Genomic DNA, 24086 nt, shown 5'->3' with positions numbered 1-24086 from the left:
GGTTCTATCCCCCTTTCAACGTCTGCTCCAGCACTTTCCGGATATGCTTCTGTTGCGCCTCTTGGGTAATCATGGTGCCGTCGCGCGTTGTGACATAGAAAATATCCTGCGCTTGTTCCCCCAACGTGTTGATGCGGGCGTTATGCACGCGGATGCCGAGCTTGTCCATTGCGTTCCCCATCCGCGAAAGTAGCCCTGGCATATCACCGGCGTTGATTTCCAGCAATGTCAGGTTTTTTTCTGGCTGCTGGTTGAAGGAAACACGCGTCGGCACATCAAAATTGCGCAGGATGCGCGGTGTGCGGTGGACAGCGTGGCGCGGCTTTTCCCTGGCGAGGTTTTCCGCCAGCGTGTCGATGATGTGCTGTTGGTCAATGTCGCTGATGATGAGCTGGTTGTCCGGCCCCAGGATATGCAGGGTGTACAGGTTGAAGCTGGTGGTGGTGGAGACAAAGCGCGCTTGCACGACATTGAGGTTGAGCTGCTCCAGGGAGGAAACCACCCGCGAGAACAGGTCATCCCGGTCTTTGGTGTAGACGAACAGAACATTGCTGCTGCGCGAGACGGTGTGGCGGATATGGATCAGGGTCGGTTTGCGCGGCGCTTCGGTGAGGATATGGCGGGTATGCCAGAGCACCGTTTCCACAGAGTGCTGAAGGTGGTAATCGGTTCCAAATTGCCCCCACAGGTTGAGGCATTCTGCTTCCGTGAAGTCTTCCTGCACCAGTTGCTCCAGCGCGGCGCGGCGTTTTTCCTCGATCAGCAGGGCGCTTTCGCGTGAGTGCAGGGTGCGGTTCTGCAAGACCCGGCGGGTGGAATGGTAAAGCTCGTGCAGCAACGCCTGTTTCCAGCCGTTCCACAGTTTGGGGTTGGTGCCGCGGATATCCGCCACCGTCAACAGGAACAGGCAGTCGAGGCGGCTTTGCGAGGCCACATGCCCGGCAAATTCGAAGATGACATCCGGGTCGCTGATGTCCTTGCGCTGCGCGGTCATGCTCATCAGCAGGTGGTTGCGCACCAGCCAGCTGACCAGTGAAGCGTCATGCAGGTTGAGGCTGTGTTCGCGGCAGAAACTGTAGGCGTCGGCAGCCCCAAGTTCGGAGTGGTCGCCGCGCCGCCCTTTGGCGATGTCGTGGAACAGCCCGGCCAGATACAGCAATTCTGGGTTGCGCAAGGTCTTGAACACTTCGGCGCATAGCGGCAGCTCCTGTGCGCCGAGGGAGGTGCTGTAGCGGCGCAGGTTGCGCACCACGTACAGGGTGTGCTCGTCCACCGTGTACATGTGGAACAGGTCGTATTGCATGCGCCCGACGATATTGGCGAAGACCGGGATGTATGCCGCCAGGATGCCGTAACGGTTCATCAGGCGCATGACGAAGGTGATGCCTTTGGGCTGTCGCAGGATCTGCATGAACAGTTGCCGGTGGCGGGCCTGCTGCCGGAAGCTGGCATCAATGCGGTGCAGGTTACGGCGGATCAGGCGGATGGTGCCGGAGGTCAGCCCGTTGACGCCCGGCGTCATTTGCAGCAGCAGGAAGATTTCCAGCAGCGCGGTCGGGTACAGCACGAATACATCCGGCGAAAGCACTGAAATCAGGTTGCCGCGTTTCTGGTACCACTCGCCCAGCATTTCCGGCGGCGGCGGGTGCAGGGTCAGGATGCGCTCGCGGAAAATCCCCATCAGCATGTCGGTGAGGCGCTCCAACTCGGTGATGGTGCGGTAGTAGCGCTGCATGAAGGCTTCCACGCCCACATTGTGGGTGTCGTCGGTGTAGCCGAAGGTGTGCGCCAGGCTGCGTTGGTAGTCGAACAGCAGGCGGTCTTCCTTGCGCCCGGCCAGTTCGTGCAGGACGAAGCGGATGCGCCACAGGAACAGGCGGCCTTCACGCAGGGTTTCATATTCGTCGTGCTCCAACAGGTGGTTTTCGTACAGCTCCTGTAGGGAAAACGTGCCGTATTCGCGTTGCGTGACCCAGCTGATGGTCTGGATGTCGCGCAGGCCGCCGCGCCCATCCTTCAGGTTGGGTTCGACGCGATGGGAGGTGTCACCGTATTTTTGGTGGCGTTTCTGCAATTCTTCCAGTTTGGCCTGGAAGTACTCGCGGCTGTTCCACATGCTGGCCGGGTTGGTGGCGTTGCGCAGGGCGAAGAACAGGGTTTCGTTCCCGCCCAGAAAGCGGGCCTCGATCAGGTTGGTGATGACGGTCAGGTCGCCGCAGGCGGTTTCCACGCATTCTTCCAACGTGCGCACACTGTGGCCGACATCCAGGCCAATATCCCACAGCAAGGTGATGAAGGCGGACAGGTGTTCGCGGCAGGTTTCGCTGGGCGCGGTGGTCAGCAGGATCATCACGTCGATGTCGGAGGCCGGGTGCAGTTCCTGCCTGCCATAGCCGCCGACCGCGACTAGGGTCGCCCGCTGTTGCCGGGAAATGTCATTGAGGTTCCATAAATGCTGCAACAGGGCATCAATGAACTGGGTATGTTGGTAAAGCAGGGTGCGGATGTCCTGCCCGGCATGGAATTCCGCGCCCAGCCGTTTGCGCGCCTCGCGGATGGCCTGGGAGTAGTCCGCAACCTGCAAGTCGTTGCGCTCGAGCAGGTCGTTGTAAACTTCCAGCAGGGGATTGTTCGGTATCATAAGGTGGAGCGCCAGCCTGCTTCTTCGGCGCGCAGGGTAAGGATTTCAAAGCCGTCATCCGTCACCAGGATGGTGTGTTCCCACTGCGCCGACAGCTTGTGGTCCTTGGTGACGGCTGTCCATTGGTCCGGGAGGATTTTCAGGTGGCGTTTGCCTTGGTTGATCATGGGTTCGATGGTGAAAATCATGCCCGGCTGCATCAGGATTTTGTCGCTGTCCTTGCTGTAATAATGCAGGATTTGCGGCGGTTCATGGAAACGGCTGCCGACGCCGTGCCCGCAGAACTCTTCCACCACCGTGTAGCGGTTGGCGTGGGCGTATTTCTGGATGACTTTGCCGATGTTGCCCAGTGGCGCGCCGGGGCGGACTTCCAGGATGCCGAGGTACAGGCATTGCTGGGTGATGGCGCTCAGGCGCTTGCCCGCCACGGTCGGTTCCCCGGCATGGAACATTTTGCTGGTGTCGCCGTGGTAGCCATCCTTGATGACCGTGATGTCAATATTGAGGGCATCGCCTTCCTTGAGTTTCTTGTCGCCCGGAATGCCGTGGCAAATGACATGGTTGACGGAGGTGCAGATGGATTTGGGAAAGGGTGGCTCGCCATAATGCAAGGGCGCAGGAATGGCCTGTTGCACATTGACAATATAATCGTGGCAAATCTGATCCAGTTCGCCCGTGGTGACGCCCGGCTTTACGTGGGGGGCGATCATTTCCAAAACTTCCGCCGCCAGTTGGCACGCTACCCGCATTTTGGCGATTTCTTCCGCCGTTTTGATTGTTATGCTCTGGTCTCTTTCTGCTTTTGCCATTATTCGCTCTTCCCGGTAGCACTCAAAAGCGTTTCATGGTATAAAGCGCCCGCGTTTTCCGCAAATAGTTTTACATTTTTTAAATCCACACATACATCGACACGTCGCGCAGGGTGCCTGACCGAAAAACAGGTTGCGCAGGCGGGATGTATGGAGGCATAACCCGATACAGGAGCATACCATGCCTAAAGTCACCATGCGCCAGATGCTGGAAGCAGGCGTCCATTTCGGCCACCAAACCCGTTACTGGAACCCTAAAATGGGCCAGTTCATTTTTGGTGAGCGCAACAAAATTCACATCATTAACCTCGAGCAGACGTTGCCGATGTTTAATGACGCAACCAATTTCATTGGCAAGCTGGCGGCGAAAGGCGGCAAAATCTTGTTCGTCGGCACCAAGCGTTCTGCGCGTGAAGCGGTGCAGGATGCGGCGGCTGGCTGCAAAATGCCTTATGTCAACCATCGCTGGTTGGGTGGGATGCTGACCAACTTCAAGACGGTCAAGCAATCCATCCGCCGTTTGAAGGATCTGGAAAAAATGGCTGAAGACGGCACTTTCCAGAAACTCAACAAGAAAGAAGTCCTGATGCTGACCCGCGAAACCGAAAAGCTGGAGCGCAGCTTGGGCGGCATCAAGGATATGCGCGGCCTGCCTGACGCGGTTTTCGTGATTGATGTCGGCTATGAAAAAATCGCCGTACAGGAAGCAAACAAACTGGGCATTCCGGTCATTGGCGTCGTTGACACCAACAACTCCCTGGAAGGCATTGATTACGTGATTCCAGGCAACGATGACGCCATCCGCGCCATCCAACTGTACGTTTCAGCCGCATCTGACGCTGTCAATGAAGGCCATGTGGCGGCGGCGATTTCACCAGAAGCTGAAATTGCCGTAGCAGCTGAAGATGCTGCTGCTGTAGAAGAGTCAACCACTGACGAGGCTGGCGAATAAGCCAAGGCCCCTGAGTAAAGATTCCAAGGAGTTATTCTAATGGCAATTAGTGCTGCAATGGTTAAGGAACTGCGCGAACGCACAGGCGCAGGCATGATGGAATGCAAAAAAGCCCTGACTGAAACCAATGGTGACATGGAAGCCGCCATCGACCTGATGCGCAAATCCGGTGCCGCCAAAGCCGATAAAAAAGCTGGCCGTATTGCGGCGGAAGGCCGTGTGGTCGTCGCCGTTTCCGCTAATGCGCAAAAAGCTGCGATTGTTGAAATCAACAGTGAAACCGACTTCGTGGCCAACGACAGCAATTTTGTCGAATTCGCCAATGCGGTTGGTGAAGCCACCCTGGCCAATCAGCCAGCGGACGTTGCCGCCCTGTCCGCGCTGAAGCTGCCGAACGGCCAGACAGTGGAAGAAAGCCGCACGGCTCTGATCGCAAAAATTGGTGAAAACATCCAGGTGCGCCGTTTTGAATTGGTGGATGCGGGCGATGGGCAGATTTCTGTTTACCAGCACGGTGCCAAGATTGGCGTTGTCGTCTGCATGAACGGCGGTGAGGGTGAAACTGGCAAGCATGTGGCCATGCATATTGCCGCCAGCCGTCCGGTGTGCGTGGATGAGTCCGGCGTACCGGCTGAAGTGGTTGAGCGTGAGCGCGAGATCCAGATCGACATCGCCATGCAAAGCGGCAAGCCGCGTGAGATTGCAGAAAAGATGGTGGCAGGGCGCATGAAAAAATTCCTGGGTGAGATCACCTTGGTTGGCCAGCCGTTTATCATGAACCCGGATCAGACTGTTGGCGACCTGCTGGCGTCCAAAAGCGCTACCGTCAGCCAGTTTGTGCGTCTGGAAGTGGGCGAAGGCATCGAAAAGAAACAGGAAAACTTTGCCGACGAAGTGGCTGCACAGGCGGCTGCGGCAGGCAATTGAATAAGGCTTTAGGGTCTTTTGCAAAAAGAGGGGCACAGGTTGCCCCTTTTTTCTGTCCCCTGTATAAATGCATCGATTTTATTGACTGGCAGGCGCATGTATGACAACCAATATCCCTTCTGCAACCCGTTTCCGCCGCATCCTTCTCAAGCTGAGTGGCGAAGCTTTGTTGGGCAGCCAGGATTCCGGCATTGATCCTGAGATTCTTTACCGTGTGGCGGGCGAGGCGCTGGAGGTGCAACGTTCCGGGGTGGAGGTCGCCATTGTCATTGGCGGCGGCAACCTGTTCCGTGGCGCGGGGTTGGCGGAAAAGGGCATGGATCGGGTGCGCGGCGACCAGATGGGTATGCTGGCCACCGTGATGAACTCCCTTGCAATGCAGGACGCGCTTGAAAAACTGGGGGGCTCCTGCCGGGTGCTGACGGCATTGGGCATTGACCAAGTCGGCGAACGTTATTCCGCCCATCAGGCCCGCCGTTATCTGGAGTCCGGCAATGTGGTTATTTGTGCGGCAGGCACAGGCAACCCGTTTTTCACCACTGACACCGCCGCGAGTTTGCGCGCAGTGGAATTGCAATGCGATTTGTTGCTGAAGGCAACCAAGGTGGATGGCATTTATGATGCTGATCCGAAAAAAAATCCTGCGGCGAAACGCTTCGATCGGTTATCCTTCGATGACGCGATCCAGCGTCAGCTGGGTGTGATGGATCTGACGGCCATGGTCATGTGCCGCGATAACAAACTTCCTCTCGGTGTATTTGACATGTTCGCGCCGGGGGCGCTTGCTGCGGTTGTCTGCGGCGAGCCTGTTGGAACTTTGGTTGAGGTTTAGTCGATGATTGAAGAAATCAAACAAGATGCGGATCAACGGATGCAGAAGAGCATCGAAGCCCTGAAACACGATTTGGCGAAAGTCCGCACGGGACGGGCGCATCCCAGCCTGTTGGATCAAGTGACGGTTGATTATTACGGTACGGAAACGCCTATCGGCCAGGTCGCCAATGTCGGTGTGGAAGATGCCCGCACCTTGAAGGTGACGCCGTGGGAGAAGCCAATGCTCAACAAGATCGAAAAGGCTATTCTTACCTCCAATCTTGGCTTGAACCCAACCAATGACGGCAACATTCTCCGGGTGCCGTTGCCTGCATTGACGGAGGAGCGGCGCCGCGATTTTGTCAAGGTGGTCAAGGGTGAGGCGGAAAGCGCGCGTGTCGCCATCCGCAATATCCGCCGTGACGCCAACTCCGACTTCAAGTCTTTGTTGAAAGATAAGGAAATCTCCGAGGACGAAGCGCGTCGTGCGGAGGAAGATATTCAGAAACTGACTGACCGCTATATCAAGGAAGTTGAAGGGGTGCTGGAAAAGAAAGAAAAGGAACTGATGGAAGTATGATGGCTGCGGCGTCCCATCGGGGGCAGCCGTGGCAATGGATGGGGCTCGAATGACAACGACAACACAAGATGACGCTGTGCCCCGGCATGTCGCCATTGTAATGGACGGGAATGGACGTTGGGCGAAAGCCCGTTTCCTGCCCCGTCTGATGGGGCATCACCGGGGCGTGGAGTCTGCCCGCAAGGTGATTCGCGCGTGCAGTAACGCTGGCGTGGAATGCCTGACCTTATTTGCTTTCAGCAGCGAAAACTGGAAGCGCCCTGAGGATGAAGTCAGCGGCCTGATGTCGCTGTTCATGTCTGCGCTAGAGCGCGAATCTGTCGCTTTATTTCGGCACAATGTCAGGATGCGTTTTATTGGCGACACTAGTGGGTTCCCTACCAGTTTACAGGAAAAAATCCAGCAGGTTGAGGCCATGACAGCTACGTGCAATGGCATGACCTTGCTGATCGCCGCCAATTATGGCGGACGCTGGGATGTCCTTCAGGCAGTGCGCAAAGCCATTAGGGACGTTACGGCGGATGGCATGGCGGCGGATATGCTGGATGAGGATGCGTTTGGCCGCTTGCTGGTCACGGGGGGATTGCCTGATCCAGATCTGTTTATCCGCACGGGCGGGGAAAAACGCATCAGTAATTTCCTGATGTGGCAACTGGCGTATGCGGAATTGTATTTCACGGATGTATTATGGCCGGAATTCGATGAAAAATGCCTGCATGAAGCCTTTAGGGATTTTGCCCAACGGCAACGGCGTTTCGGCATGACAGGTGAACAGATAGCGGGAGGGCAACATGCTTAAACAGCGGATTATTACAGGGCTGGTGCTGATCTTGTTGGTGTTTGCTGGCATCTGCTTCCTGCCCACCGATTTGTTTGGGCTGTTTTCCCTGGTTTTTATCGTGGGGCTGGGTGCTTGGGAGTGGGCCGGGCTGACAGGTTGTTATCTGCCGGAAAAGCGCATGGCGGGAGCCATGATGATCTTGCTGGCTTCCATTCCATTGGTGTTCATTAAGCCGGTGCCTGTATTGGTGCTGGCTGTCAGTGTCCCCGTATGGCTGGCGGTGTTGGTTGCGCTGAAAATTTATCCGCATAATGCCGGGTTTTACAAGAAGCACGCCCTCGCCATGCGTCTTTCCGGCATTTTCGTGCTGCTGCCTGCTTGGTATGCCCTGATGCAATTGCACATCATGCACTATTCCTACGTCATTTATTTGATCATGTTGGTCGCCATTGCCGACACGGCGGCGTTCTTTGCCGGGCGCAGGTTCGGCAGGCACAAGCTGGCGCCGGATTTAAGTCCGGGGAAAACCAAAGAGGGCGTATCAGGTGCGGTGCTAGCGACGGCGGTATGGGCCGTGCTGGGGTTGTTCTGGCTAAATCTTCCCGCAGGTAAAGAGGTGTGGTTTGTCGTGCTGTCCATGTTTGTGGTGTTGATGTCCGTGGCGGGCGACCTGTTTGAAAGTTTGCTGAAGCGTGAGGCGGGGGTCAAGGACAGCGGCCAGATCCTGCCAGGGCATGGTGGCATCCTTGACCGTGTTGATGGGCTGTTGGCCGCAGCGCCCCTGTTTGCGCTGGGATTGCTGGGGTTGGGGCATCTATGACTTCCAAGGGCATCGCCATTTTGGGCGCGACCGGCAGCATCGGCGTCAGCACGCTGGATGTGCTGGCGCGTCATCCGGAACGTTTTCATGTTGTCGCACTAACCGCCAATCATAATGTCGAACGCTTGTATGCGCAGTGCCTGAAGTTCCAGCCACGTTATGCGGTCATGGTTGACGCAGCGGCGGCAGAAACGCTGGCGAAGCGCTTACGGGCGGCAGGAAGTGAGGTTGTGGTGCTGGCGGGGACGGCAGCGCTGGAAACGGTTGCCAGTTGTCCGGAAGCCGATTACGTCATGGCGGCGATTGTCGGTGCGGCTGGTTTGGTGCCGACATTGGCGGCGGCGCGGGCGGGCAAGCGGGTCATGCTGGCGAACAAGGAAGCGCTGGTCATGTCCGGGCAATTGTTCATTGATGCCGTGCATGAACATGGCGCGGAGCTGCTGCCAATTGACAGTGAACACAACGCCGTTTTCCAATGCCTGCCCGCAGACGGCAAGAATGGCGTGGAAAAAATTTTACTGACAGCTTCTGGCGGGCCTTTCCGCAGCTGGGCGGCCAGCGATCTGGTGGGCGTGACCCCGGAACAGGCGGTGGCGCATCCGAATTGGTCAATGGGGCAAAAAATTTCTGTTGATTCCGCCACCTTGATGAACAAAGGGTTGGAGGTGATCGAAGCTTGTTGGTTGTTTGGGTTGCCAGCGGAGCGGGTGGAAGTGGTGGTGCATCCGCAAAGCACTATCCATTCCATGGTGTCCTATAATGATGGTTCGGTATTGGCCCAATTGGGCAATCCGGACATGCGCACCCCGATTGCTTATGCGCTTGGCTGGCCGGAACGGTTGGTTTCCGGGGTGGCTCCTCTGGATTTGTTCGCTACCGCGCGCCTGGATTTCGAGCGCCCGGATGTGGGGCGTTTTCCATGCTTGCCATTGGCCTACGAGGCACATGGGCGCGGCGGTTACGCCACGATTGCATTGAACGCCGCCAATGAAGAGGCGGTAAAAGCATTCTTGGGAAGGGAGATCGGTTTTACTGACATTCCCTTGCTGGTACGTGAGGTCATGCGGCAGGCTTCGGCAGGCACGCCAATGACGCTTGATGACATACTTGTTCAGGATGAGGAAAGCCGCGCGCGTTCACTATTCTGGATAAAAAACAAGAAAATACACTGACATGAACTTGCTGATTATTATTCCTGCATTTTTGGTGGCGATAGGTGTGCTGGTGACAGTGCATGAATTCGGCCATTTCTGGGTCGCCCGCAGGCTTGGCGTCAAGGTGCTGCGTTTTTCCATCGGTTTCGGTAGGCCCTTGTTGCGGCGCATTTCCCGTGACGCCGACAAGGTGGAATATGTATTGTCGGCTTTGCCTTTCGGCGGTTACGTCAAGATGCTGGACGAGCGCGAATGCGAAGAGGGCTATGTCATTCCCGCTGAGGAACTGCCGCGTGCATTCAACCGGCAACCGTTGTGGAAGCGGGCGGCGATCGTGGTGGCTGGGCCTGTCGCCAATTTTCTGCTGGCGGTGGTGGTTTATGCGCTGGTGTTTATGGTTGGCCAAGACGCCATGCGCCCCTATGTTGATGTCAGCAAAGGTTCGCCTGCTGCCCAGGCCGGTTTCCAGCCTGGCGATCTGGTGACCGCCATCAATGGCGTTGAAACCCCCTCTTGGGAAGACATGCGCATGTTGCTGGTGGAGGAATACCTGAAATCCCCGCAATTGCTGTTCAATGTCAACACGCCGGATGGCGCACAAGTTCAGCGTCATTTGGATTTGCAAAATGTGCTCCTGTTCAAGGAGGAATCCGGCACGTTGGACAAAGTCGGCATTAATCCTTGGTTGCCGCCTTATGATGTGGTGGTGCATGGGGTTTTGCCGGACACTCCGGCGGCGCAGGCAGGGTTACAGGCGAAAGACAAAATTCTGCGCATGAATGATGTCAAACCGGCTGGCGGCCGTGATTTTATTATGTACATCCAGTCCCATGCCAAAGAACCTGTCACCCTGCAAATTGAGCGGGCTGGCCAGCAGTTGGCGACAACCGTGACGCCAAGCATCAATCCGCAAACAGGTGCCAAAACCGCCACCATTGGCGCACAGTTGGAAAGCCCACCAAAAGCCTTGCTGGACAAAGTCTATTTTATCGAGTCGTTTGGCCCGGTGGAATCCATCTGGCGTGGCGCGGCCAAAACCTGGCAGATGTCGGTGGTGACTTTAAAACTGATGGGGCGTATGCTCACCGGCGAAGTTAATTTGAAAAATATCAGTGGGCCGGTGACGATTGCCCAATTTGCCGGTCTGTCAGCCTCCATCGGCCTGACCTATTACCTGGGGTTTCTGGCGATTGTCAGCGTCAGCCTCGGTGTGTTGAACCTTTTGCCCATCCCTATGCTGGATGGGGGGCATTTGCTGTATTACTTGATTGAACTAATAAAAGGCAGCCCTGTTTCAGCAGAAACGGAAGCTGTCGGCTTCCGCGTAGGGATGGCGATCATTGCCGGATTGATGATGCTTGCCTTGTATAACGATTTCACACGGTTATTAAATTAATTATGAAAAAACACATACTTGGACTTTCTGCTCTGGGCTGCTTGCTGGCTGTTTCCCATACTGTGTTGGCGGCTGCGTTTGTGGTGCGCGATATTGAGGTGAATGGCTTGGAACGGGTCGCTGCGGGTACGGTGCTGAATTACCTGCCTGCCCGTGTCGGCGAACCGTTTGATGACCGGCAATCGGCTGAGGCCATCCGCGCTTTGTTCCAGACCGGATTGTTTGATGATGTGCAACTTGGCCGCCGTGGTGATGTGCTGGTGGTGACGGTGGTTGAGCGCCCTGCCATTGGTGAAATCAATATCAAGGGCAACCATAAAATTCCGACCGATAAATTGCTGGAAGTCCTGAAGCTGAGCAATATCAGCAAGGGTGATACGCTGGACAAGGCGGCGTTGGTCACCATCCAAAAGGAGTTGCAGGAACAATATCAGGGCATGGGGTATTACGCGGTTGACATAAAAACCACCGTTGACACCCTTCCGCGCAGCCGGGTTGCCGTCAATATCACCATCAACGAAGGCAATGTTGCGCGGATCCAAAAAGTCAGGATTGTCGGCAACCAAGCCTTCCCTGAGGCGGTTTTGCTGAAACAGCTGGAATCCGGCCCGAGTGGCGGGTTTTCAATCCCGTTTTTCAGCAGTAGCGACAAGTATTCACGCGAAAAGCTGATTGGGGATTTGGATTCGCTGACCTCCTTCTACCGTGACCGTGGCTACATCAACTTTGAAATCACTTCTGCCGATGTCTCGATGACGCCGGATAAAAAGGACATCTACCTGACGGTCGGCGTGCATGAGGGCGAGCAGTACCGGATCGGCAATGTCAGCGTGGCGGGCAACCCTGGCTTGTCGCAGCCGCAGTTGGCCGAGGCGGTCAAGATTCACAAGGGCGATGTCTTCTCGCAGAAGGCGCTGGAGGAAACCCGTAAAAATCTGGCCAGCAAACTGGGGGCACAAGGTTATGCCTTTACCAAGATCACGGCGACCCCGGAATTCGATGAAGCCAACAAACAGGTTGGCATCACCTTGGGCGTGGATCAGGGCAAACGCACCTACGTGCGCCGGATCGATATCCGCGGCAACAACCGCACCCGGGACGAAGTGTACCGTCGCGAACTGCGCCAGATGGAAAGTTCCTGGTTTTCCAAGGAACAGGTGGAGCGTTCCAAGACCCGGCTTGAGCGCTTGCCCTATGTTGAGGACGCCAGCATTGAAGCCGAACCTGTCGCGGGCACCGATGACCAAATTGACCTGATTGTGACGGTCAAGGAGCGTTCCTCCAACCAGTTCCGGGTTGGTGCAGGTTATTCCCAGTCTCAGGGCGTGTTGTTCAACATCAACCTGAACCAAGACAATTTCATGGGGACGGGCAAGCAACTGGATGTCAATGTTGACAACAGCAAGGTGAACAAGGACTACAGCATCAGTTACACCAACCCTTATTACACCCCGGATGGCGTCAGCCGTGGCTTCAGCACCTATTACAAGAAATATGATGCCAGCCAGGAAGACATTGCCAACTATGCCACCAACCGTTATGGCGGCAACGTCAACTATACGGTGCCGATCAGTGAGCACGACTCCATTTACGCCAGTGTGGGGGCGGAAAAACGTGAGGTGGTGATGGGTTCTGACCCGGCGCAACGCATCAAGGATTTTGTCGCCACCAATGGCGACCAGTACACACAGGTTCCCGTCACCGTCAGTTATGTGCATGACACCCGGAACCGCACCATTTTCCCAACCGAAGGCCAGCGCCATCGTGTTTCTTTGCAAGCCAACGCCCCCGGCAGCGATCTGCAATACCAGAAACTGAGCTATGACGGTGCCATTTACACGCCGGTGAACGATGACATTACGTTTGCGGTCAAGGGCAGGGTAGGCGGCGGCAATGCTTCCGGCAAGTTGGATGAAGTGCCATTCTTTGACAAATACTATGCAGGCGGCATCAATAGCGTGCGTGGTTTCGAGCAGAACAGTTTGGGCGCGCGCGATGAAAAGGACGACCCAATCGGAGGGGATTTCACCGTCACCGGCACGGCTGAACTCCAGTTCCCGGCACCATTTATGGACGACGCCAAGAATCTGAAGATGAGCACATTTGTGGATGGCGGCAACGTCTTCAAGAACAGCGGGGATTTCAAGGCGGATGAGATACGTTATTCAGCGGGCGTCGGGGCCACTTGGTTATCGCCGATCGGCCCGTTTGAAATCAGTTACGCCAAACCCCTGAATTCCAAAGACGGCGACAAGGAGCAAAAGGTGCAATTCAGTATCGGGGCATCTTTCTAACTTCATGATGAAACGAATTTTCAGCTTGATCAGATGTTACGGCCAATGGCCTGCAATGGGCATGTTGCTGCTGGTCATGTTGGGGCCTGCGGTTGCGGATGATGCAACGGCTCCAGTGCGGATTGCGGTGGTTAATTTTTCTACCTTAATGAGTGAGTCACCCCAATCGAAAGCCGCCACCGCCAAGCTGAAAGCGGATTTTGTGCCACGCGATGAAAAGCTCAAGACCGAAGAAAAAACCATTGTGCAGTTGGAAGAAGAATTGAAATCGCTGTCCGATGCGGTTTCGGAAGAGGAGCGGGTAAAGCGTGAACGCGAATTGCGCGATCGCCAACGCAAATATTCGCGCGAAATGGAGGATTATCGGGAGGAGGTCCGCGCCGCCCGAGACCAGGCCCTGGATGACCTGCAAAACACAATTGTCCAGGCGATAGGCGAAGTGCGTGAACGTGAGCAGATTGACATTGTCTTGCGTGAAACCAACTATATTGTTGCCAGCATCAGGATCGACATCACCGCGAAGGTGATGCAGCATCTGGAAGCAAAATTCCAGCAGCAGTCGGCCACTGTTCCTGCGGATGCCGAGAAAAAGGAATAAAAACATGGATGAAGGTCATTCCCTACAGGCGTTGGCTGATTACACAGGCTCCCGCCTGCAAGGCAATGCGGAATTGCGCCTGCACGCCGTGGTTTCGATCGAGAAGGCGCAGGCTGGTGAGCTTAGTTACGTCCGTAGCGCCAAATACCGCCATTTCCTTGAAACTTCACACGCCAGCGCGCTGATTCTGCCCCCCGATCTGGCGGAAACCTATCGGGGTGATTGTCTGGTCAACCAGAACCCTTACCTTGCTTACGCCAAAGCTGTCACCTTGCTGCATTCATCGCCGCCTCCAAATGCCGGGATCCACCCTTCTGCTGTGATTGCTGAAGATGCCGAATTGGCAGGCTTGTGCAGCATTGGTGCCAAGGTCGTGATTGAGTCGGGAACGCGGATTGCCTCCGGCGTCATCATTGAGGCTGGCTGCGTCATTGGCCGGGATTGCCGGATTGGTGAAAACAGCCGTTTGTATCCCAATGTGACGCTGTACCCTGGTACGGAAATTGGCAAGCGCTGCATTATCCATGCTGGGGCGGTGCTGGGTGCGGATGGTTTCGGTTTTGCCCCTGATGGCAAGGCTTGGTTCAAGATTCCCCAAGTTGGCAATGTTGTGGTCGGCAACGATGTCGAAATTGGTGCCAACACCTGCATTGACCGCGCAGCAATGGGCTCAACCATTATTGGCGATGGCGTCAAGCTGGACAATTTGCTGCAAATCGCCCATAACGTGCAAATTGGCGAACATACTGCGATGGCGGCTTGCACCGCTGTGGCAGGCAGCGTCCGGATTGGCCGTTATTGCCAAATTGGCGGCATGTCGGCGATTGCTGGGCATTTGGACATTACTGATAATGTGGTGGTGACGGGCACCAGCCTGGTTTCCCATTCGCTTACCAAACCGGGGGTATATTCTTCCGGCACCACCGTGGTGGACAATGCTGTCTGGCGTAAGAACGCCGTGCGTTTTAACCAGTTAGATAAACTAGCGCGCCGCCTGCAGGAGTTGGAAAGGCAACTGGCGGTTTTGCAAGACAAAGGGAGTAATTAAGCCGCTATGGGCATGATGAACGTTAACGACATCAAAAACTATCTTCCACACCGTTACCCGTTCCTGTTGGTGGATCGCGTACTGGAGTTTGAAGCTGGCAAGTATCTGAAGGCGATCAAGAATGTTACGACCAATGAACCGTTTTTCAACGGGCATTTTCCCAACCAGCCGATCATGCCGGGTGTGCTGATCATCGAGGCAATGGCACAGGCCACGGGTTTGCTGGGTTTCCGCACCATGGGTGAAGAACCGCAGAGGGACACGCTGTATTTGCTGGTGGCGGTGGACAAGGCCCGTTTCAAGCAGGCGGTGGTGCCCGGTGATCAACTGGAAATGCACGTGGAGCTGATCAAGCGCAAGGGCATCATGTGGGTGTTCAATGCTGAGGCGCGGGTGGACGGCAAGCTGGCAGTGTCGGCGGAACTCATGTGCGCGGCAAAAAAAGAGGATGTTGTTTGAATAACCTGATCCATCCAACGGCGGTCATCCATCCTGCGGCGCAATTGGCCGAAGGGGTCGAAGTTGGCGCTTTCAGCATTATCGGGGCGGACGTCTCGATCGGCAAAGGCTCACGGATTGGCCCGCATGTGGTCATCGACGGGCCGACCCGGATAGGGGAAGACAACCAGGTTTACCAGTTCGCCTCCGTTGGCGCTGCGCCGCAGGACAAGAAATATCAGGGGGAGCCTACCGAGCTGGTCATTGGCGACCGCAATGTCATTCGTGAGTGCTGCACCATTAATCGCGGAACGGTGCAGGACAAGGGCAAAACCGTTATCGGCGATGACAACTGGATCATGGCCTACGTGCATATCGCCCATGACTGCATCATCGGCAACAACACCATTTTCGCCAATAGCGCAACACTGGCGGGGCATGTGGAAATCCGCGACTGGGTCATTCTGGGGGGCTTCACCCTGGTGCATCAGTTCTGCGTGGTCGGTGAACACGCCTTTACCGGCATGGGCTCCGCCATCAGCAAGGACGTGCCCCCGTATGCCATGGTTTCCGGTGCGCCTGCCGAACCGCACAGCATCAATCTGGAGGGCTTGAAAAGGCGCGGCTTTGCGTCGGACGCCATCCATCGCATCAAGGACGCCCATCGCGTCCTCTACCGTCAAAACCTGACCACACAGGAAGCGCTGGCCAAAATTGAGCACGATTATGGCGGACATGCCGACATTCAGTTGCTGCTGGATTTTTGCCGGAACAGCCAACGGGGGCTAATCCGTTAACACATGCGACGGATTGCCATCATTGCCGGGGAAGCATCGGGGGACTTGCTGGCGGCGCGCCTGATCCTGGCTTTGCGTGCGCAATGCCCCAATCTCCGCTTTGAGGGCGTCGCAGGCCCTGAGATGCAGGCCGCAGGCTGCCACAGCCTGTTTCCCATGGACAAGCTTTCTGTCATGGGGCTGGTGGAGGTGCTGTCCCACCTGCCGGAACTGCTTTCCATCCGCAAACACTTGTTTGAACGCTGGCGGCTTGATCCGCCAGACCTGTTTATCGGCGTGGATGCGCCTGATTTCAACCTGCCGCTGGCGGCAAAACTGCATGCCGCCGGAATTCCAACCACACATTACGTCAGCCCGTCCGTGTGGGCGTGGCGGGCGAAGCGCGTGCGCAAAATGCAGGGCAATATTGACCTGATGTTGACCTTGTTCCCGTTTGAGGTCGCTTTCTACCGTCAGCATGGGATTACTGCCGAATTTGTTGGACATCCGTTGGCGGATGAGGTGAAATTCGACGCCAGCCGGAATTCAGCGCGGGAACAGCTTGGGCTTCCACAGGACAAGCGCATTCTCGCCATTTTGCCTGGCAGCCGCCAGGGGGAAATCCGCCGCCTGACTGCCGACTTTTTGCAGGCTGCTGGGCAATTGCGGCAGAGGCATGCGGATTTGCTGTTCGTCACGCCAGCCATCAATCCGGCGTTGCGCGCCGAACTGGAGAATATCCAGCGGCAGGCGGCACCGGATTTGCCTTTGACTGTGTTGGATGGCCAGTCGCGCCTGCTGATGCAAGCGGCGGATTACATCCTGATGGCATCCGGCACTGCGGTGCTGGAAGGCATGCTGGCGGGAAGGCTGATGGTGGCGGCTTACCGGGTCGCACCGTTGACAGCTTGGATTATCCGCACCTTTAAGTTGCTGAAAGTCCGCTTTGTCACCTTGCCGAACAATCTGGCGAATGAGACACTCGTGCCCGAATTCCTGCAGGAGGCGATTACGCCGGACAATCTGGCTCAGGCGCTGGAACAATTGTTTACCCTGCCGGAACAGCGCCGCACGTACATATTGCAACGCTTTCGTGAATTACACGGGGAACTGCGCAAGGATGCGAGCCACTGCGCGGCCAGTGTTATCCTTAGGCATTTTCAGTTACAGACGCAGGAGCAAGACTAAAACGCCATGGCTTATCTTACCAAGCTTAAACACACGGGTTCCGTGATCAGTTCCAGCAACCAGTTCGGGGCGAAAATGTTCACCGTAGCGGCGGGCTTTTTCCAGGACTACGGGCGGGGTGTTTTTGTCGGCACCGGCAGTGGCGTGGTGGCGCAGTATTTCATCCAGGCCAGCATCCCGTTTGTGTTTATAGAAAAGCATCCGGCGTTTGTGCGTCAGTTCCATGAACGTTTTGGCGCGCATGTCCCGCTGCTGCCCAAGGATTTTTTCACCCTACCGATGGACGACAGCAGCAGTGGTTTGGCGGAGTGCCTAGTTGTGTCCTGCATGCCGGTGACTGGGCCGTTTTATTCCGAACGGCTGGTCGAACAATTTCGCGGCGCGCTCAATAGCGGCTCCACTATCGTGCAGATGAGCTATACGCCATTTGTGCGGCAGGTGCGCCTGTTTGAACGGTTGCAGAAGGAAGGCTTCCGGATTGAGCGGGTAGGGACTGTGCTGATGAACATTCCGCCTGCATCGGTGTTCGTGTTAAGGAAAGCCTGATGCTGGTCGCCGGGGTGGATGAGGTCGGGCGCGGTCCGCTGGCGGGTGCGGTGGTGGCGGCCGCCGTCATCCTTGACCCAATGAAACCTATCCGCAGCCTGGATGATTCCAAAAAGCTGACCGCCAGACGCCGTGAGCAACTGGCGGTGGAAATCCGCGCCAAAGCGTTGGCCTGGAGCCTCGGGCGGGCGGAAGTGGAGGAAATCGACCGGATCAACATCCTGCAAGCTACGTTTCTCGCCATGCAGCGGGCGCTGGAGGGTTTAAGCATCCAGCCCGACCTGGTGAGGATTGACGGCAACCGTTGCCCGCAATTGTCATATCGGATGGAAGCGATTGTCGGCGGGGACGCTACGGTGGCGGAAATCAGCGCGGCCTCCATTCTGGCGAAAGTGGCGCGGGATGCGGAGCTGGTGGCGCTGGATGCGCTGTATCCGCAGTACGGTTTTGCCAGCCATAAAGGGTATGGCACCGCCAAACATTTGGCAGCGTTGCGGGAGCATGGGGCGACGCCGATCCATCGGCGCAGTTTTGCACCAGTCAGGCAGGTGTCGCCCGATCCCGCAAAATGATCTGGAATAAGGGATGCCGCGAAAAATCCTTAACATTCTGTTGATCCTCGCCCTGTTGCTGTTCCTGCTGCAAGCGGGGCTGTATCTCTACCACGAATGGCGCAAGCCGCAACGGTTCCAGCCGCCGCCAACCGGCCAGTCACAATCGTCAGCACCCCGGCAGGAGACCCTGCTCGGCATCAACACCAATGAAATCAGTTACAACGACGGCAGCGTCCCGTTTGTTGACCTGTTCCGCGCCGCCAGCCCGTTTCAGGAAAATATCCTGCACTTGAAAGCGGACAAGGTGGCCTATGACGCCAACGGCTGGCCAACCAACCTCAATGGCGGCGAGGCAGGAACCCGTTTTCTGGGTGAACTTCCGCCCGACACCATCCCGGCAGGCGAGTATACCGTGCTGTACGACGGCGATGGCGAACTGCGCTATGGCAATGATGCCGTGCTGGTTAGCCGCTCGCCGGGGCGCGACATGATTAAACTGGATGCTGGGGCGAATGGCCGGTTGGACGCCAGTCTGGTCATTACCCGCAGCAATCCTGACAATTATCTACGCAATATCCGCATCCTGCCGCCGGGCGGCGTTTGCCAGCACAATCCGTTCAAACGGGTGGATGACGCCAGCGGCTGTGCAGCGGCGGATGGCGCATACCTGCCGTTTACGGATAACTATGCCAGTATCCTGTTCAACCCCGATTATTTGGATTTCATGAAGGATTTCCGGGCGATCCGTTTCATGCCCATGTCCGGGATCACCCGCAATCCGGTGGCGCATTGGGCAGACCGGCAGCACCTGGACAAGGCGACTTGGGGTGGGACTTATGGCTCACGGGGCGCGCCGCTGGAAATCATGGTCGAGCTGGCCAACCGTTTGCATAAGGATGTCTGGTTCAATATTCCCCACGCCGCCGATGATGAGTATGTGCGTGAATACGCCACTTACGTGCGTGACCACCTTGACCCGGACTTGCGCATTTACCTGGAATATTCCAACGAAATCTGGAACGCCACGTTCACGCATGGCGAATACATGCAAAAAAAGGGGATCGAACTGGGGTTGGGGTTGAACGCCGCGGAAGTCGGCTATGAGTATTACACCATCCGCGCCCGGCAGGTTTTCGCTATCTGGGAACAGGCGTTCGGCGGCCTGGAGCGTTTCGTGCGGGTGCTGGGCGGCTGGGATACGCGCCCGGATTTCGCGGAAAAGGTGCTCAGTTACGACGACACTTACAAGGATGTGGACGCGCTGGCGATTGCGCCGTATTTCGGCGGCAATATCAAGGGTTTTCGTGAAGCCGAAACGGTGGACGACATTTTTCGCCTGACCACGGAACAGGATTCCTACCGCTCCTTGCCCGAGGTGTTGGAGGGCGTGCACAAACATGCGGCGCTGGCGCGGGAATTCGGCGTGGATCTGCTGGGTTACGAAGGTGGCCAGGGGCTGGTGGATTGGGCGACCCGCAAACCAGACCAGCATCCCAACCCGTTGCTGTTCGCCGCCAACCGCGACCCGCGCATGGGCGCGCTGTATACCGAATTCCTGGATGGCTGGGGGCAGGCGGGCGGCAAGTTGCTGATGCTGTTTTCCGCCCCACGCCCTTGCCAGTGGTTCGGTTGTTGGGGGCTGAAGGAGTCTATCCGCCAGCCGCGCGGACAGGCTCCCAAATACGCCGCCGTGATGGCTTACATCGCCCAGCAACGGCAATGGCGGGTGGTGCAGACGCCCTCCAAACCCGCCAATAACCCGCTGGCTGCTGCCCCGCGCAATCCGGAAGACCCGGTGATCGTCTGGCGGCCTGCCACCGACCCGGAACGGGTGTTTTTCCTGGAAAATCCCCGCACCCTGGATTTGCTGCTGGAGGGCAAGGTCTGGGACAAGCGCAACCTGTTCGGCAAGTGGCAGGGCAAATGGGACAAGGATTCCCTGTTCCTGACGGTGCGGGTTTACGACAGCAAACGGGTCTGGGATTCGGAAAATCCGCAGGATGATGATTCCGTCATGTTCATGATCGATACCGACAATAGCCGTTCGCCGCATCTGGACGGGAAGAATGATTACCAGCTGATATTTGCCTGCGACCGTGGCCAGGTCACATTGGGGGAACATTCCGCACCCCTCTCACAGGAGGCATTGCAAAGCATCCGCTTCGACATGCGGGCGGTGTACGACGGTTATTGGCTGGAAGCCTGGATTCCGTGGCGGGCGTTGGGGATGCAGCCGAAAATCGCCGACCGGGTCAGCGCCAATGTCGTCATTAATGATGACGATGATGGCGGCACCCGTGATGGCCGGATTGCCTGGATGGCGCAAGACAAAAGTGCGCCTGACGACCCCAGCCAGTGGGGCGTCATCCTGTTCAGCGGGCGTTGACTATTTGGCCTTGGCCGCCGTTGAATTAAGCATCCGGGGTGGGGCGGCTTCGTTGCGGGGCAGCAGCGGTTTGCCTTTTTCCTGGCGGATGCGCAAGATGTAGCCGCCTACTGCGCCGCCAGCGGTCGCCAGCGTCAGCAGCCCCAGCGTCAGGAACTGTGTCAGCAGCAGCATGCCGCCCAAGCCCGCCATGCCTGCAAACGCCATCCCCACCTTGATGTTGGCCTGGGTGGAGGTGCGGCGGACTTCCTGGATGGTGTCCTTGTGCGCCTGTTTGACCAGCCGGGTTTTGGCGCGCTCGGCGTTGACGCGCAGGTTCTCGCGTTCGCGTGCGTGGTTTTCCTGCAGGCGGCTGATGGTGTCCTTGTGGTGGTTGGCGGCGATGCCGCCAAACCAAGCGGCTGTCACCACGCCGATAATGATGATGGGCGTTGCCAGCCGCAGCCAGCCCCAGGTTTGAATGTCTTCGGGTGCCAGCAGCACCAGTGCCACGGTGAGGGTTTGCAGCAGCAAAATGCCAGGTAAAAACTTCAGCACGGTTCGTTTCCTTCTATTCTGTCAGTGCGTGTTGCAGGCATTATAATGGTTTCTGGTTTTAACTGGATAATGCCATGCTGCCCGCTGAGTTGATTGATGAATTGATGCGCTTTCGCGCCGAACGCGACTGGGAGCAGTTCCACACCCCGCGCAACCTCGCCATTTCCCTGTCGCTGGAAGCCAGCGAAGTGCTGGAGCTGTTCCAGTGGCACGATCCGCGCGGCGAGGCGACGCAGGAAGTGTTGCCGCGTTTGCGGGATGAAATCGCTGATGTGGCGGTTTACCTGACCTATCTGTGCCGGGATTTGGACATTGACCTGGAGCAGGCGGTGCGCAGCAAGCTGGAGCAGAACCGCCAGAAATACCCGGTGGCGTTGTCCAAAGGTTCAGCAAAGAAATATACCGAGTTGCAAGCGGAGGGAAGTGGGCAATGATTACCGAACTGCGTCTGGAAAACTGGAAAAGTTTTGGCGAAGCAACGTTGTATATCGACCCGTTGACTATCCTCATCGGTACGAATGCCAGCGGAAAATCGAATGTGCTGGATGCGCTTCAGTTCCTGCAACGGATTGCATCAGGTGTGAAAGCTAAGGATGCCTTCGGTTCTATCAGGGGGGGGCTGGAATGGGCAGCTAAAAGGCCTAATGCCTCTTTTGGCTTTCATATCGTGACCGTGGAAAATCATGTCAGGTACGAATGTGATGTTCATTACTCCGTAAAGGATTATGTGTTACATGAGTTTTTTCCTTTGAAACACATAGGGGATAATCCTGGGCTTGTTGAAAGCCAAATTAATAAATCACTACAAAATATTTTTATCTTGCAGCCTGTACCTGATGCAATGATGCATTACACTGAACTGTCAGACAGGTTAGATAGCAATGCTGGTAACATTGCAGGTGTGTTGGCGGCATTACCGGCCAAGCGCCAAAAAGAAATCGAAAATACACTGACCCAATACGCTAGCCGCTTACCTGACCGGGATATTCACCGCGTTTATGCCGAGAAGGTGGGAAAACTTGGTAAAGACGCCATGCTGTATTGTGATGAACGTTGGGCGGATTCTGGCGAGATATTTACTGTCGATGCACGGGCGATGTCGGATGGTACACTGCGTTTCCTCGCTATCTTGACGGCTTTACTGACCTTGCCCGAAGGTAGTTTGTTAGCGATTGATGAAGTGGATAATGGTTTGCATCCTTCACGCGCCAAACTATTGCTGGAAGCTTTGCAAACCATTAGTAAACAACGCAATATTGATGTGTTGGTCACGACCCATAACCCAGCACTGCTGGATGCCATGGGGACGGAAATGGTGCCTTTCGTCACCGTTGCCTACCGTGACCCGGAAACAGGCGCAAGCAAATTAACCCTGCTGGAAGACATCGAACAACTTCCCAAACTACTTGCGCAAGGCACTGTCGGCAAACTCTCCACGCAAGGTTTGATCGAAAAGTCGCTGGAGTCAGCTCATGGGTAGGCAGGTACTGATTCTGGATACATCGGTATTGTGTTGCTGGTTACAAGTACCGGGCAAAGAAGAAGCGGGGACACGGGAAGACCGCTGGACTTATGCCCGCATTGATACATTGTTACTGGCGGAACAGGCGAAACACAGCACCTTTGTGTTGCCCGTCGCCACGTTGATTGAAACAGGCAACCATATCGCACAAGTGGCGGGTGATCGTTTCAGCCTCGCTACCAAGCTGGCGGATTGCTTGCGTTTAGCTGCGGATGCCTGTTCACCGTGGGCGGCATTTACCGAACAAGCCGATTTGTGGCAGGCTGACAACTTACGTGCTTTATCCGAAAGTTGGCCTGCGCAAGCAGCCCAAAAATTGTCAATAGGTGACGCTACCATCAAGGACGTTGCCGAGTATTACCATAAGGCGGGCTATGCTGTGGAAATCCTGACGGGTGATCAGGGCTTGAAAGCCTATGAGCCTGCCCAACCTGCGATGATTCCGCGCCGCCGCCAACCCAAACTGTGAAGGCTGAATTGTATGTATATTGAAAAGATTAAAATCGACAAATTCCGTGTATTGGAAGACATCGAAATTCATTTTCAGCCACCGGGCGGTGAAACCGCTGACCCCGAAACGGGTAATGTTATCAACGTCATTGCTGGAGTGAATGGTGGTGGTAAAACCACAATTTTAAATCTTATAAACAGTACAGATGAGCGCGTGCAGACCAACCAACTTATGCCTGTTAATTCTAGTGTTAATCGGCATGATATAAAGATTCTGGATGGAGATAGAATTTCGATTTCTTTAAATGAAGAAGTGGAAAAATCTACTATTTATAGAGAATCAGGTGATCTCTTGCATTATGAAACAAAGAGAACAGATTGCTATACATCGTTTTGGTGTTTGCCAGAACTGTCTAATTTCGCTGATAAAGAAAAGAGAGAACAATTTATAAAGTCACCAAAGAAAATTGTTTATTTTAAGTTTGGGTGGATTATTGGTGTTGTTGAAGGTAAATATACTGACATTTTTTCAAGAATTGAAAAAATGATTTATATTATCGTAACGCAATTTGAAAGAGAAAGTGAAAAGCCCCCAAAGGAAAGGATGCAGGATGCCATTGATAAATTTAACAGCTCTTTTGATGGCATTATTATTAATTCAAAGTTGAAATCTGTAGATGTGAAAGGCGATGGTTTTAATGCCATATTTTATGGGATAAATAGTGATTTATTGTCTCTTAGAGATTTAAGTGATGGTGAAAAGTCATTATATATATCTGCAATTAATTTAATAGCCAGTCGTTTGGAAAACTCGATTATACTAGACATTATTCCAAAATATTAACTTATTGATTAACAAATAAATTCAATAGTTTT

General features: G+C 55.4%; 24 protein-coding genes. 21 read left to right on the top strand and 3 right to left on the bottom strand.

Annotated features, from left to right (window positions below; genetic code table 11):
- Positions 1-4: 4 nt before the first annotated feature.
- Together glnD and map are read right to left on the bottom strand one after the other, a co-directional pair.
- A complete protein-coding gene (gene glnD / locus VSS37_RS12820) occupies positions 5-2641 on the bottom strand; it encodes a [protein-PII] uridylyltransferase (RefSeq protein ID WP_324695814.1) in 2637 nt (878 codons plus the stop codon).
- Positions 2638-3450, bottom strand: a complete 813-nt coding sequence (gene map, locus VSS37_RS12815; RefSeq protein ID WP_324695812.1) for a type I methionyl aminopeptidase — start codon at positions 3448-3450, stop codon at positions 2638-2640. Before map ends, glnD begins: the two co-directional genes overlap by 4 nt.
- Positions 3451-3631: 181 nt before the next feature.
- Between map and rpsB the strand changes: the two genes are divergently transcribed.
- The 17 genes from rpsB (at position 3632) to VSS37_RS12730 (ending at position 20701) form a co-directional block, all read left to right on the top strand.
- Complete coding sequence (rpsB, locus tag VSS37_RS12810; RefSeq protein WP_324695810.1) at positions 3632-4402, top strand: 30S ribosomal protein S2; 771 nt, start codon at positions 3632-3634, stop codon at positions 4400-4402.
- Between the two features lie 39 nt (positions 4403-4441).
- Positions 4442-5329, top strand: coding sequence for a translation elongation factor Ts (gene tsf, locus VSS37_RS12805; protein WP_324695809.1), 888 nt, complete (start codon positions 4442-4444; stop codon positions 5327-5329).
- 100 nt (positions 5330-5429) lie between these two features.
- A complete protein-coding gene (gene pyrH, locus VSS37_RS12800; RefSeq protein WP_324695807.1) occupies positions 5430-6161 on the top strand; it encodes a UMP kinase in 732 nt (243 codons plus the stop codon).
- A gap of 3 nt (positions 6162-6164) precedes the next feature.
- Positions 6165-6722: a ribosome recycling factor gene (frr, locus tag VSS37_RS12795; RefSeq protein WP_324695805.1), complete on the top strand. Its 558-nt coding sequence runs from the start codon at positions 6165-6167 to the stop codon at positions 6720-6722.
- A gap of 49 nt (positions 6723-6771) precedes the next feature.
- Entirely contained in the window at positions 6772-7521 is a 750-nt protein-coding gene (gene uppS, locus VSS37_RS12790; protein ID WP_324695804.1) for an undecaprenyl pyrophosphate synthase, read from the top strand.
- Positions 7514-8323 carry a phosphatidate cytidylyltransferase gene (locus VSS37_RS12785; RefSeq protein ID WP_324695802.1) on the top strand — a complete coding sequence of 270 codons (810 nt, stop codon included), beginning with the start codon at positions 7514-7516 and terminating at the stop codon, positions 8321-8323. The genes uppS and VSS37_RS12785 overlap by 8 nt, the downstream gene beginning before the upstream one ends.
- Positions 8320-9495, top strand: coding sequence for a 1-deoxy-D-xylulose-5-phosphate reductoisomerase (gene ispC, locus VSS37_RS12780; RefSeq protein ID WP_324695801.1), 1176 nt, complete (start codon positions 8320-8322; stop codon positions 9493-9495). The genes VSS37_RS12785 and ispC overlap by 4 nt, the downstream gene beginning before the upstream one ends.
- Position 9496: 1 nt before the next feature.
- Positions 9497-10873 carry an RIP metalloprotease RseP gene (gene rseP / locus VSS37_RS12775; RefSeq protein ID WP_324695799.1) on the top strand — a complete coding sequence of 459 codons (1377 nt, stop codon included), beginning with the start codon at positions 9497-9499 and terminating at the stop codon, positions 10871-10873.
- 2 nt (positions 10874-10875) lie between these two features.
- Positions 10876-13167, top strand: a complete 2292-nt coding sequence (gene bamA / locus VSS37_RS12770; protein WP_324695798.1) for an outer membrane protein assembly factor BamA — start codon at positions 10876-10878, stop codon at positions 13165-13167.
- A gap of 4 nt (positions 13168-13171) precedes the next feature.
- Positions 13172-13765 (top strand): OmpH/Skp family outer membrane protein, encoded by a 594-nt coding sequence (locus VSS37_RS12765; RefSeq protein ID WP_324695797.1) that lies wholly within the window; start codon positions 13172-13174, stop codon positions 13763-13765.
- 4 nt (positions 13766-13769) lie between these two features.
- Positions 13770-14813, top strand: a complete 1044-nt coding sequence (lpxD, locus tag VSS37_RS12760; protein ID WP_324695795.1) for a UDP-3-O-(3-hydroxymyristoyl)glucosamine N-acyltransferase — start codon at positions 13770-13772, stop codon at positions 14811-14813.
- A 6-nt stretch (positions 14814-14819) separates the two neighbouring features.
- Positions 14820-15272, top strand: a complete 453-nt coding sequence (fabZ, locus tag VSS37_RS12755; protein WP_445971487.1) for a 3-hydroxyacyl-ACP dehydratase FabZ — start codon at positions 14820-14822, stop codon at positions 15270-15272.
- Entirely contained in the window at positions 15269-16048 is a 780-nt protein-coding gene (gene lpxA / locus VSS37_RS12750) for an acyl-ACP--UDP-N-acetylglucosamine O-acyltransferase (RefSeq protein WP_375339145.1), read from the top strand. Before fabZ ends, lpxA begins: the two co-directional genes overlap by 4 nt.
- A 3-nt stretch (positions 16049-16051) precedes the next feature.
- Entirely contained in the window at positions 16052-17215 is a 1164-nt protein-coding gene (lpxB, locus tag VSS37_RS12745; protein WP_324695792.1) for a lipid-A-disaccharide synthase, read from the top strand.
- A 6-nt stretch (positions 17216-17221) separates the two neighbouring features.
- Complete coding sequence (locus VSS37_RS12740) at positions 17222-17761, top strand: hypothetical protein (RefSeq protein WP_324695790.1); 540 nt, start codon at positions 17222-17224, stop codon at positions 17759-17761.
- Positions 17761-18333: a ribonuclease HII gene (gene rnhB / locus VSS37_RS12735; protein WP_324695788.1), complete on the top strand. Its 573-nt coding sequence runs from the start codon at positions 17761-17763 to the stop codon at positions 18331-18333. The genes VSS37_RS12740 and rnhB overlap by 1 nt, the downstream gene beginning before the upstream one ends.
- A gap of 13 nt (positions 18334-18346) precedes the next feature.
- Complete coding sequence (locus VSS37_RS12730) at positions 18347-20701, top strand: sugar-binding protein (protein ID WP_324695786.1); 2355 nt, start codon at positions 18347-18349, stop codon at positions 20699-20701.
- Here VSS37_RS12730 and VSS37_RS12725 read toward each other — a convergent pair whose 3' ends face one another.
- On the bottom strand, positions 20702-21238 hold the full coding sequence (locus VSS37_RS12725; RefSeq protein WP_324695784.1) for a hypothetical protein: 537 nt from the start codon (positions 21236-21238) through the stop codon (positions 20702-20704). It lies immediately after the preceding gene.
- Between the two features lie 74 nt (positions 21239-21312).
- On the opposite strand from VSS37_RS12725, the gene VSS37_RS12720 reads away from it, so the two are divergent.
- The 4 genes from VSS37_RS12720 to VSS37_RS12705 are packed head-to-tail and all read left to right on the top strand — an operon-like array spanning position 21313 to position 24054.
- Entirely contained in the window at positions 21313-21672 is a 360-nt protein-coding gene (locus VSS37_RS12720) for a nucleotide pyrophosphohydrolase (RefSeq protein WP_324695783.1), read from the top strand.
- Positions 21669-22718: an AAA family ATPase gene (locus tag VSS37_RS12715; protein WP_324695781.1), complete on the top strand. Its 1050-nt coding sequence runs from the start codon at positions 21669-21671 to the stop codon at positions 22716-22718. Before VSS37_RS12720 ends, VSS37_RS12715 begins: the two co-directional genes overlap by 4 nt.
- Positions 22711-23229, top strand: coding sequence for a hypothetical protein (locus VSS37_RS12710; protein ID WP_324695780.1), 519 nt, complete (start codon positions 22711-22713; stop codon positions 23227-23229). Before VSS37_RS12715 ends, VSS37_RS12710 begins: the two co-directional genes overlap by 8 nt.
- A gap of 12 nt (positions 23230-23241) precedes the next feature.
- Positions 23242-24054, top strand: coding sequence for an AAA family ATPase (locus VSS37_RS12705; RefSeq protein WP_324695779.1), 813 nt, complete (start codon positions 23242-23244; stop codon positions 24052-24054).
- Positions 24055-24086 lie beyond the last annotated feature (32 nt).

Origin of the sequence: Candidatus Thiothrix phosphatis, assembly GCF_035668035.1 — a bacterium.
GTDB classification, from domain to species: domain Bacteria; phylum Pseudomonadota; class Gammaproteobacteria; order Thiotrichales; family Thiotrichaceae; genus Thiothrix; species Thiothrix phosphatis.
This window is presented reverse-complemented; position numbering and strand designations above follow the sequence as displayed.

Excerpts from the sequence above, each read along its gene's own strand:
- glnD (WP_324695814.1), bottom strand. The coding sequence starts at position 2,641 with ATGATACCGAACAATCCCCTGCTGGAAGTTTACAACGACCTGCTCGAG.
- map (WP_324695812.1), bottom strand. The coding sequence starts at position 3,450 with ATGGCAAAAGCAGAAAGAGACCAGAGCATAACAATCAAAACGGCGGAA.
- rpsB (WP_324695810.1), top strand. The coding sequence starts at position 3,632 with ATGCCTAAAGTCACCATGCGCCAGATGCTGGAAGCAGGCGTCCATTTC.
- tsf (WP_324695809.1), top strand. The coding sequence starts at position 4,442 with ATGGCAATTAGTGCTGCAATGGTTAAGGAACTGCGCGAACGCACAGGC.
- pyrH (WP_324695807.1), top strand. The coding sequence starts at position 5,430 with ATGACAACCAATATCCCTTCTGCAACCCGTTTCCGCCGCATCCTTCTC.
- frr (WP_324695805.1), top strand. The coding sequence starts at position 6,165 with ATGATTGAAGAAATCAAACAAGATGCGGATCAACGGATGCAGAAGAGC.
- uppS (WP_324695804.1), top strand. The coding sequence starts at position 6,772 with ATGACAACGACAACACAAGATGACGCTGTGCCCCGGCATGTCGCCATT.
- VSS37_RS12785 (WP_324695802.1), top strand. The coding sequence starts at position 7,514 with ATGCTTAAACAGCGGATTATTACAGGGCTGGTGCTGATCTTGTTGGTG.
- ispC (WP_324695801.1), top strand. The coding sequence starts at position 8,320 with ATGACTTCCAAGGGCATCGCCATTTTGGGCGCGACCGGCAGCATCGGC.
- rseP (WP_324695799.1), top strand. The coding sequence starts at position 9,497 with ATGAACTTGCTGATTATTATTCCTGCATTTTTGGTGGCGATAGGTGTG.
- bamA (WP_324695798.1), top strand. The coding sequence starts at position 10,876 with ATGAAAAAACACATACTTGGACTTTCTGCTCTGGGCTGCTTGCTGGCT.
- VSS37_RS12765 (WP_324695797.1), top strand. The coding sequence starts at position 13,172 with ATGATGAAACGAATTTTCAGCTTGATCAGATGTTACGGCCAATGGCCT.
- lpxD (WP_324695795.1), top strand. The coding sequence starts at position 13,770 with ATGGATGAAGGTCATTCCCTACAGGCGTTGGCTGATTACACAGGCTCC.
- fabZ (WP_445971487.1), top strand. The coding sequence starts at position 14,820 with ATGGGCATGATGAACGTTAACGACATCAAAAACTATCTTCCACACCGT.
- lpxB (WP_324695792.1), top strand. The coding sequence starts at position 16,052 with ATGCGACGGATTGCCATCATTGCCGGGGAAGCATCGGGGGACTTGCTG.
- VSS37_RS12740 (WP_324695790.1), top strand. The coding sequence starts at position 17,222 with ATGGCTTATCTTACCAAGCTTAAACACACGGGTTCCGTGATCAGTTCC.
- rnhB (WP_324695788.1), top strand. The coding sequence starts at position 17,761 with ATGCTGGTCGCCGGGGTGGATGAGGTCGGGCGCGGTCCGCTGGCGGGT.
- VSS37_RS12730 (WP_324695786.1), top strand. The coding sequence starts at position 18,347 with ATGCCGCGAAAAATCCTTAACATTCTGTTGATCCTCGCCCTGTTGCTG.
- VSS37_RS12720 (WP_324695783.1), top strand. The coding sequence starts at position 21,313 with ATGCTGCCCGCTGAGTTGATTGATGAATTGATGCGCTTTCGCGCCGAA.
- VSS37_RS12715 (WP_324695781.1), top strand. The coding sequence starts at position 21,669 with ATGATTACCGAACTGCGTCTGGAAAACTGGAAAAGTTTTGGCGAAGCA.
- VSS37_RS12710 (WP_324695780.1), top strand. The coding sequence starts at position 22,711 with ATGGGTAGGCAGGTACTGATTCTGGATACATCGGTATTGTGTTGCTGG.
- VSS37_RS12705 (WP_324695779.1), top strand. The coding sequence starts at position 23,242 with ATGTATATTGAAAAGATTAAAATCGACAAATTCCGTGTATTGGAAGAC.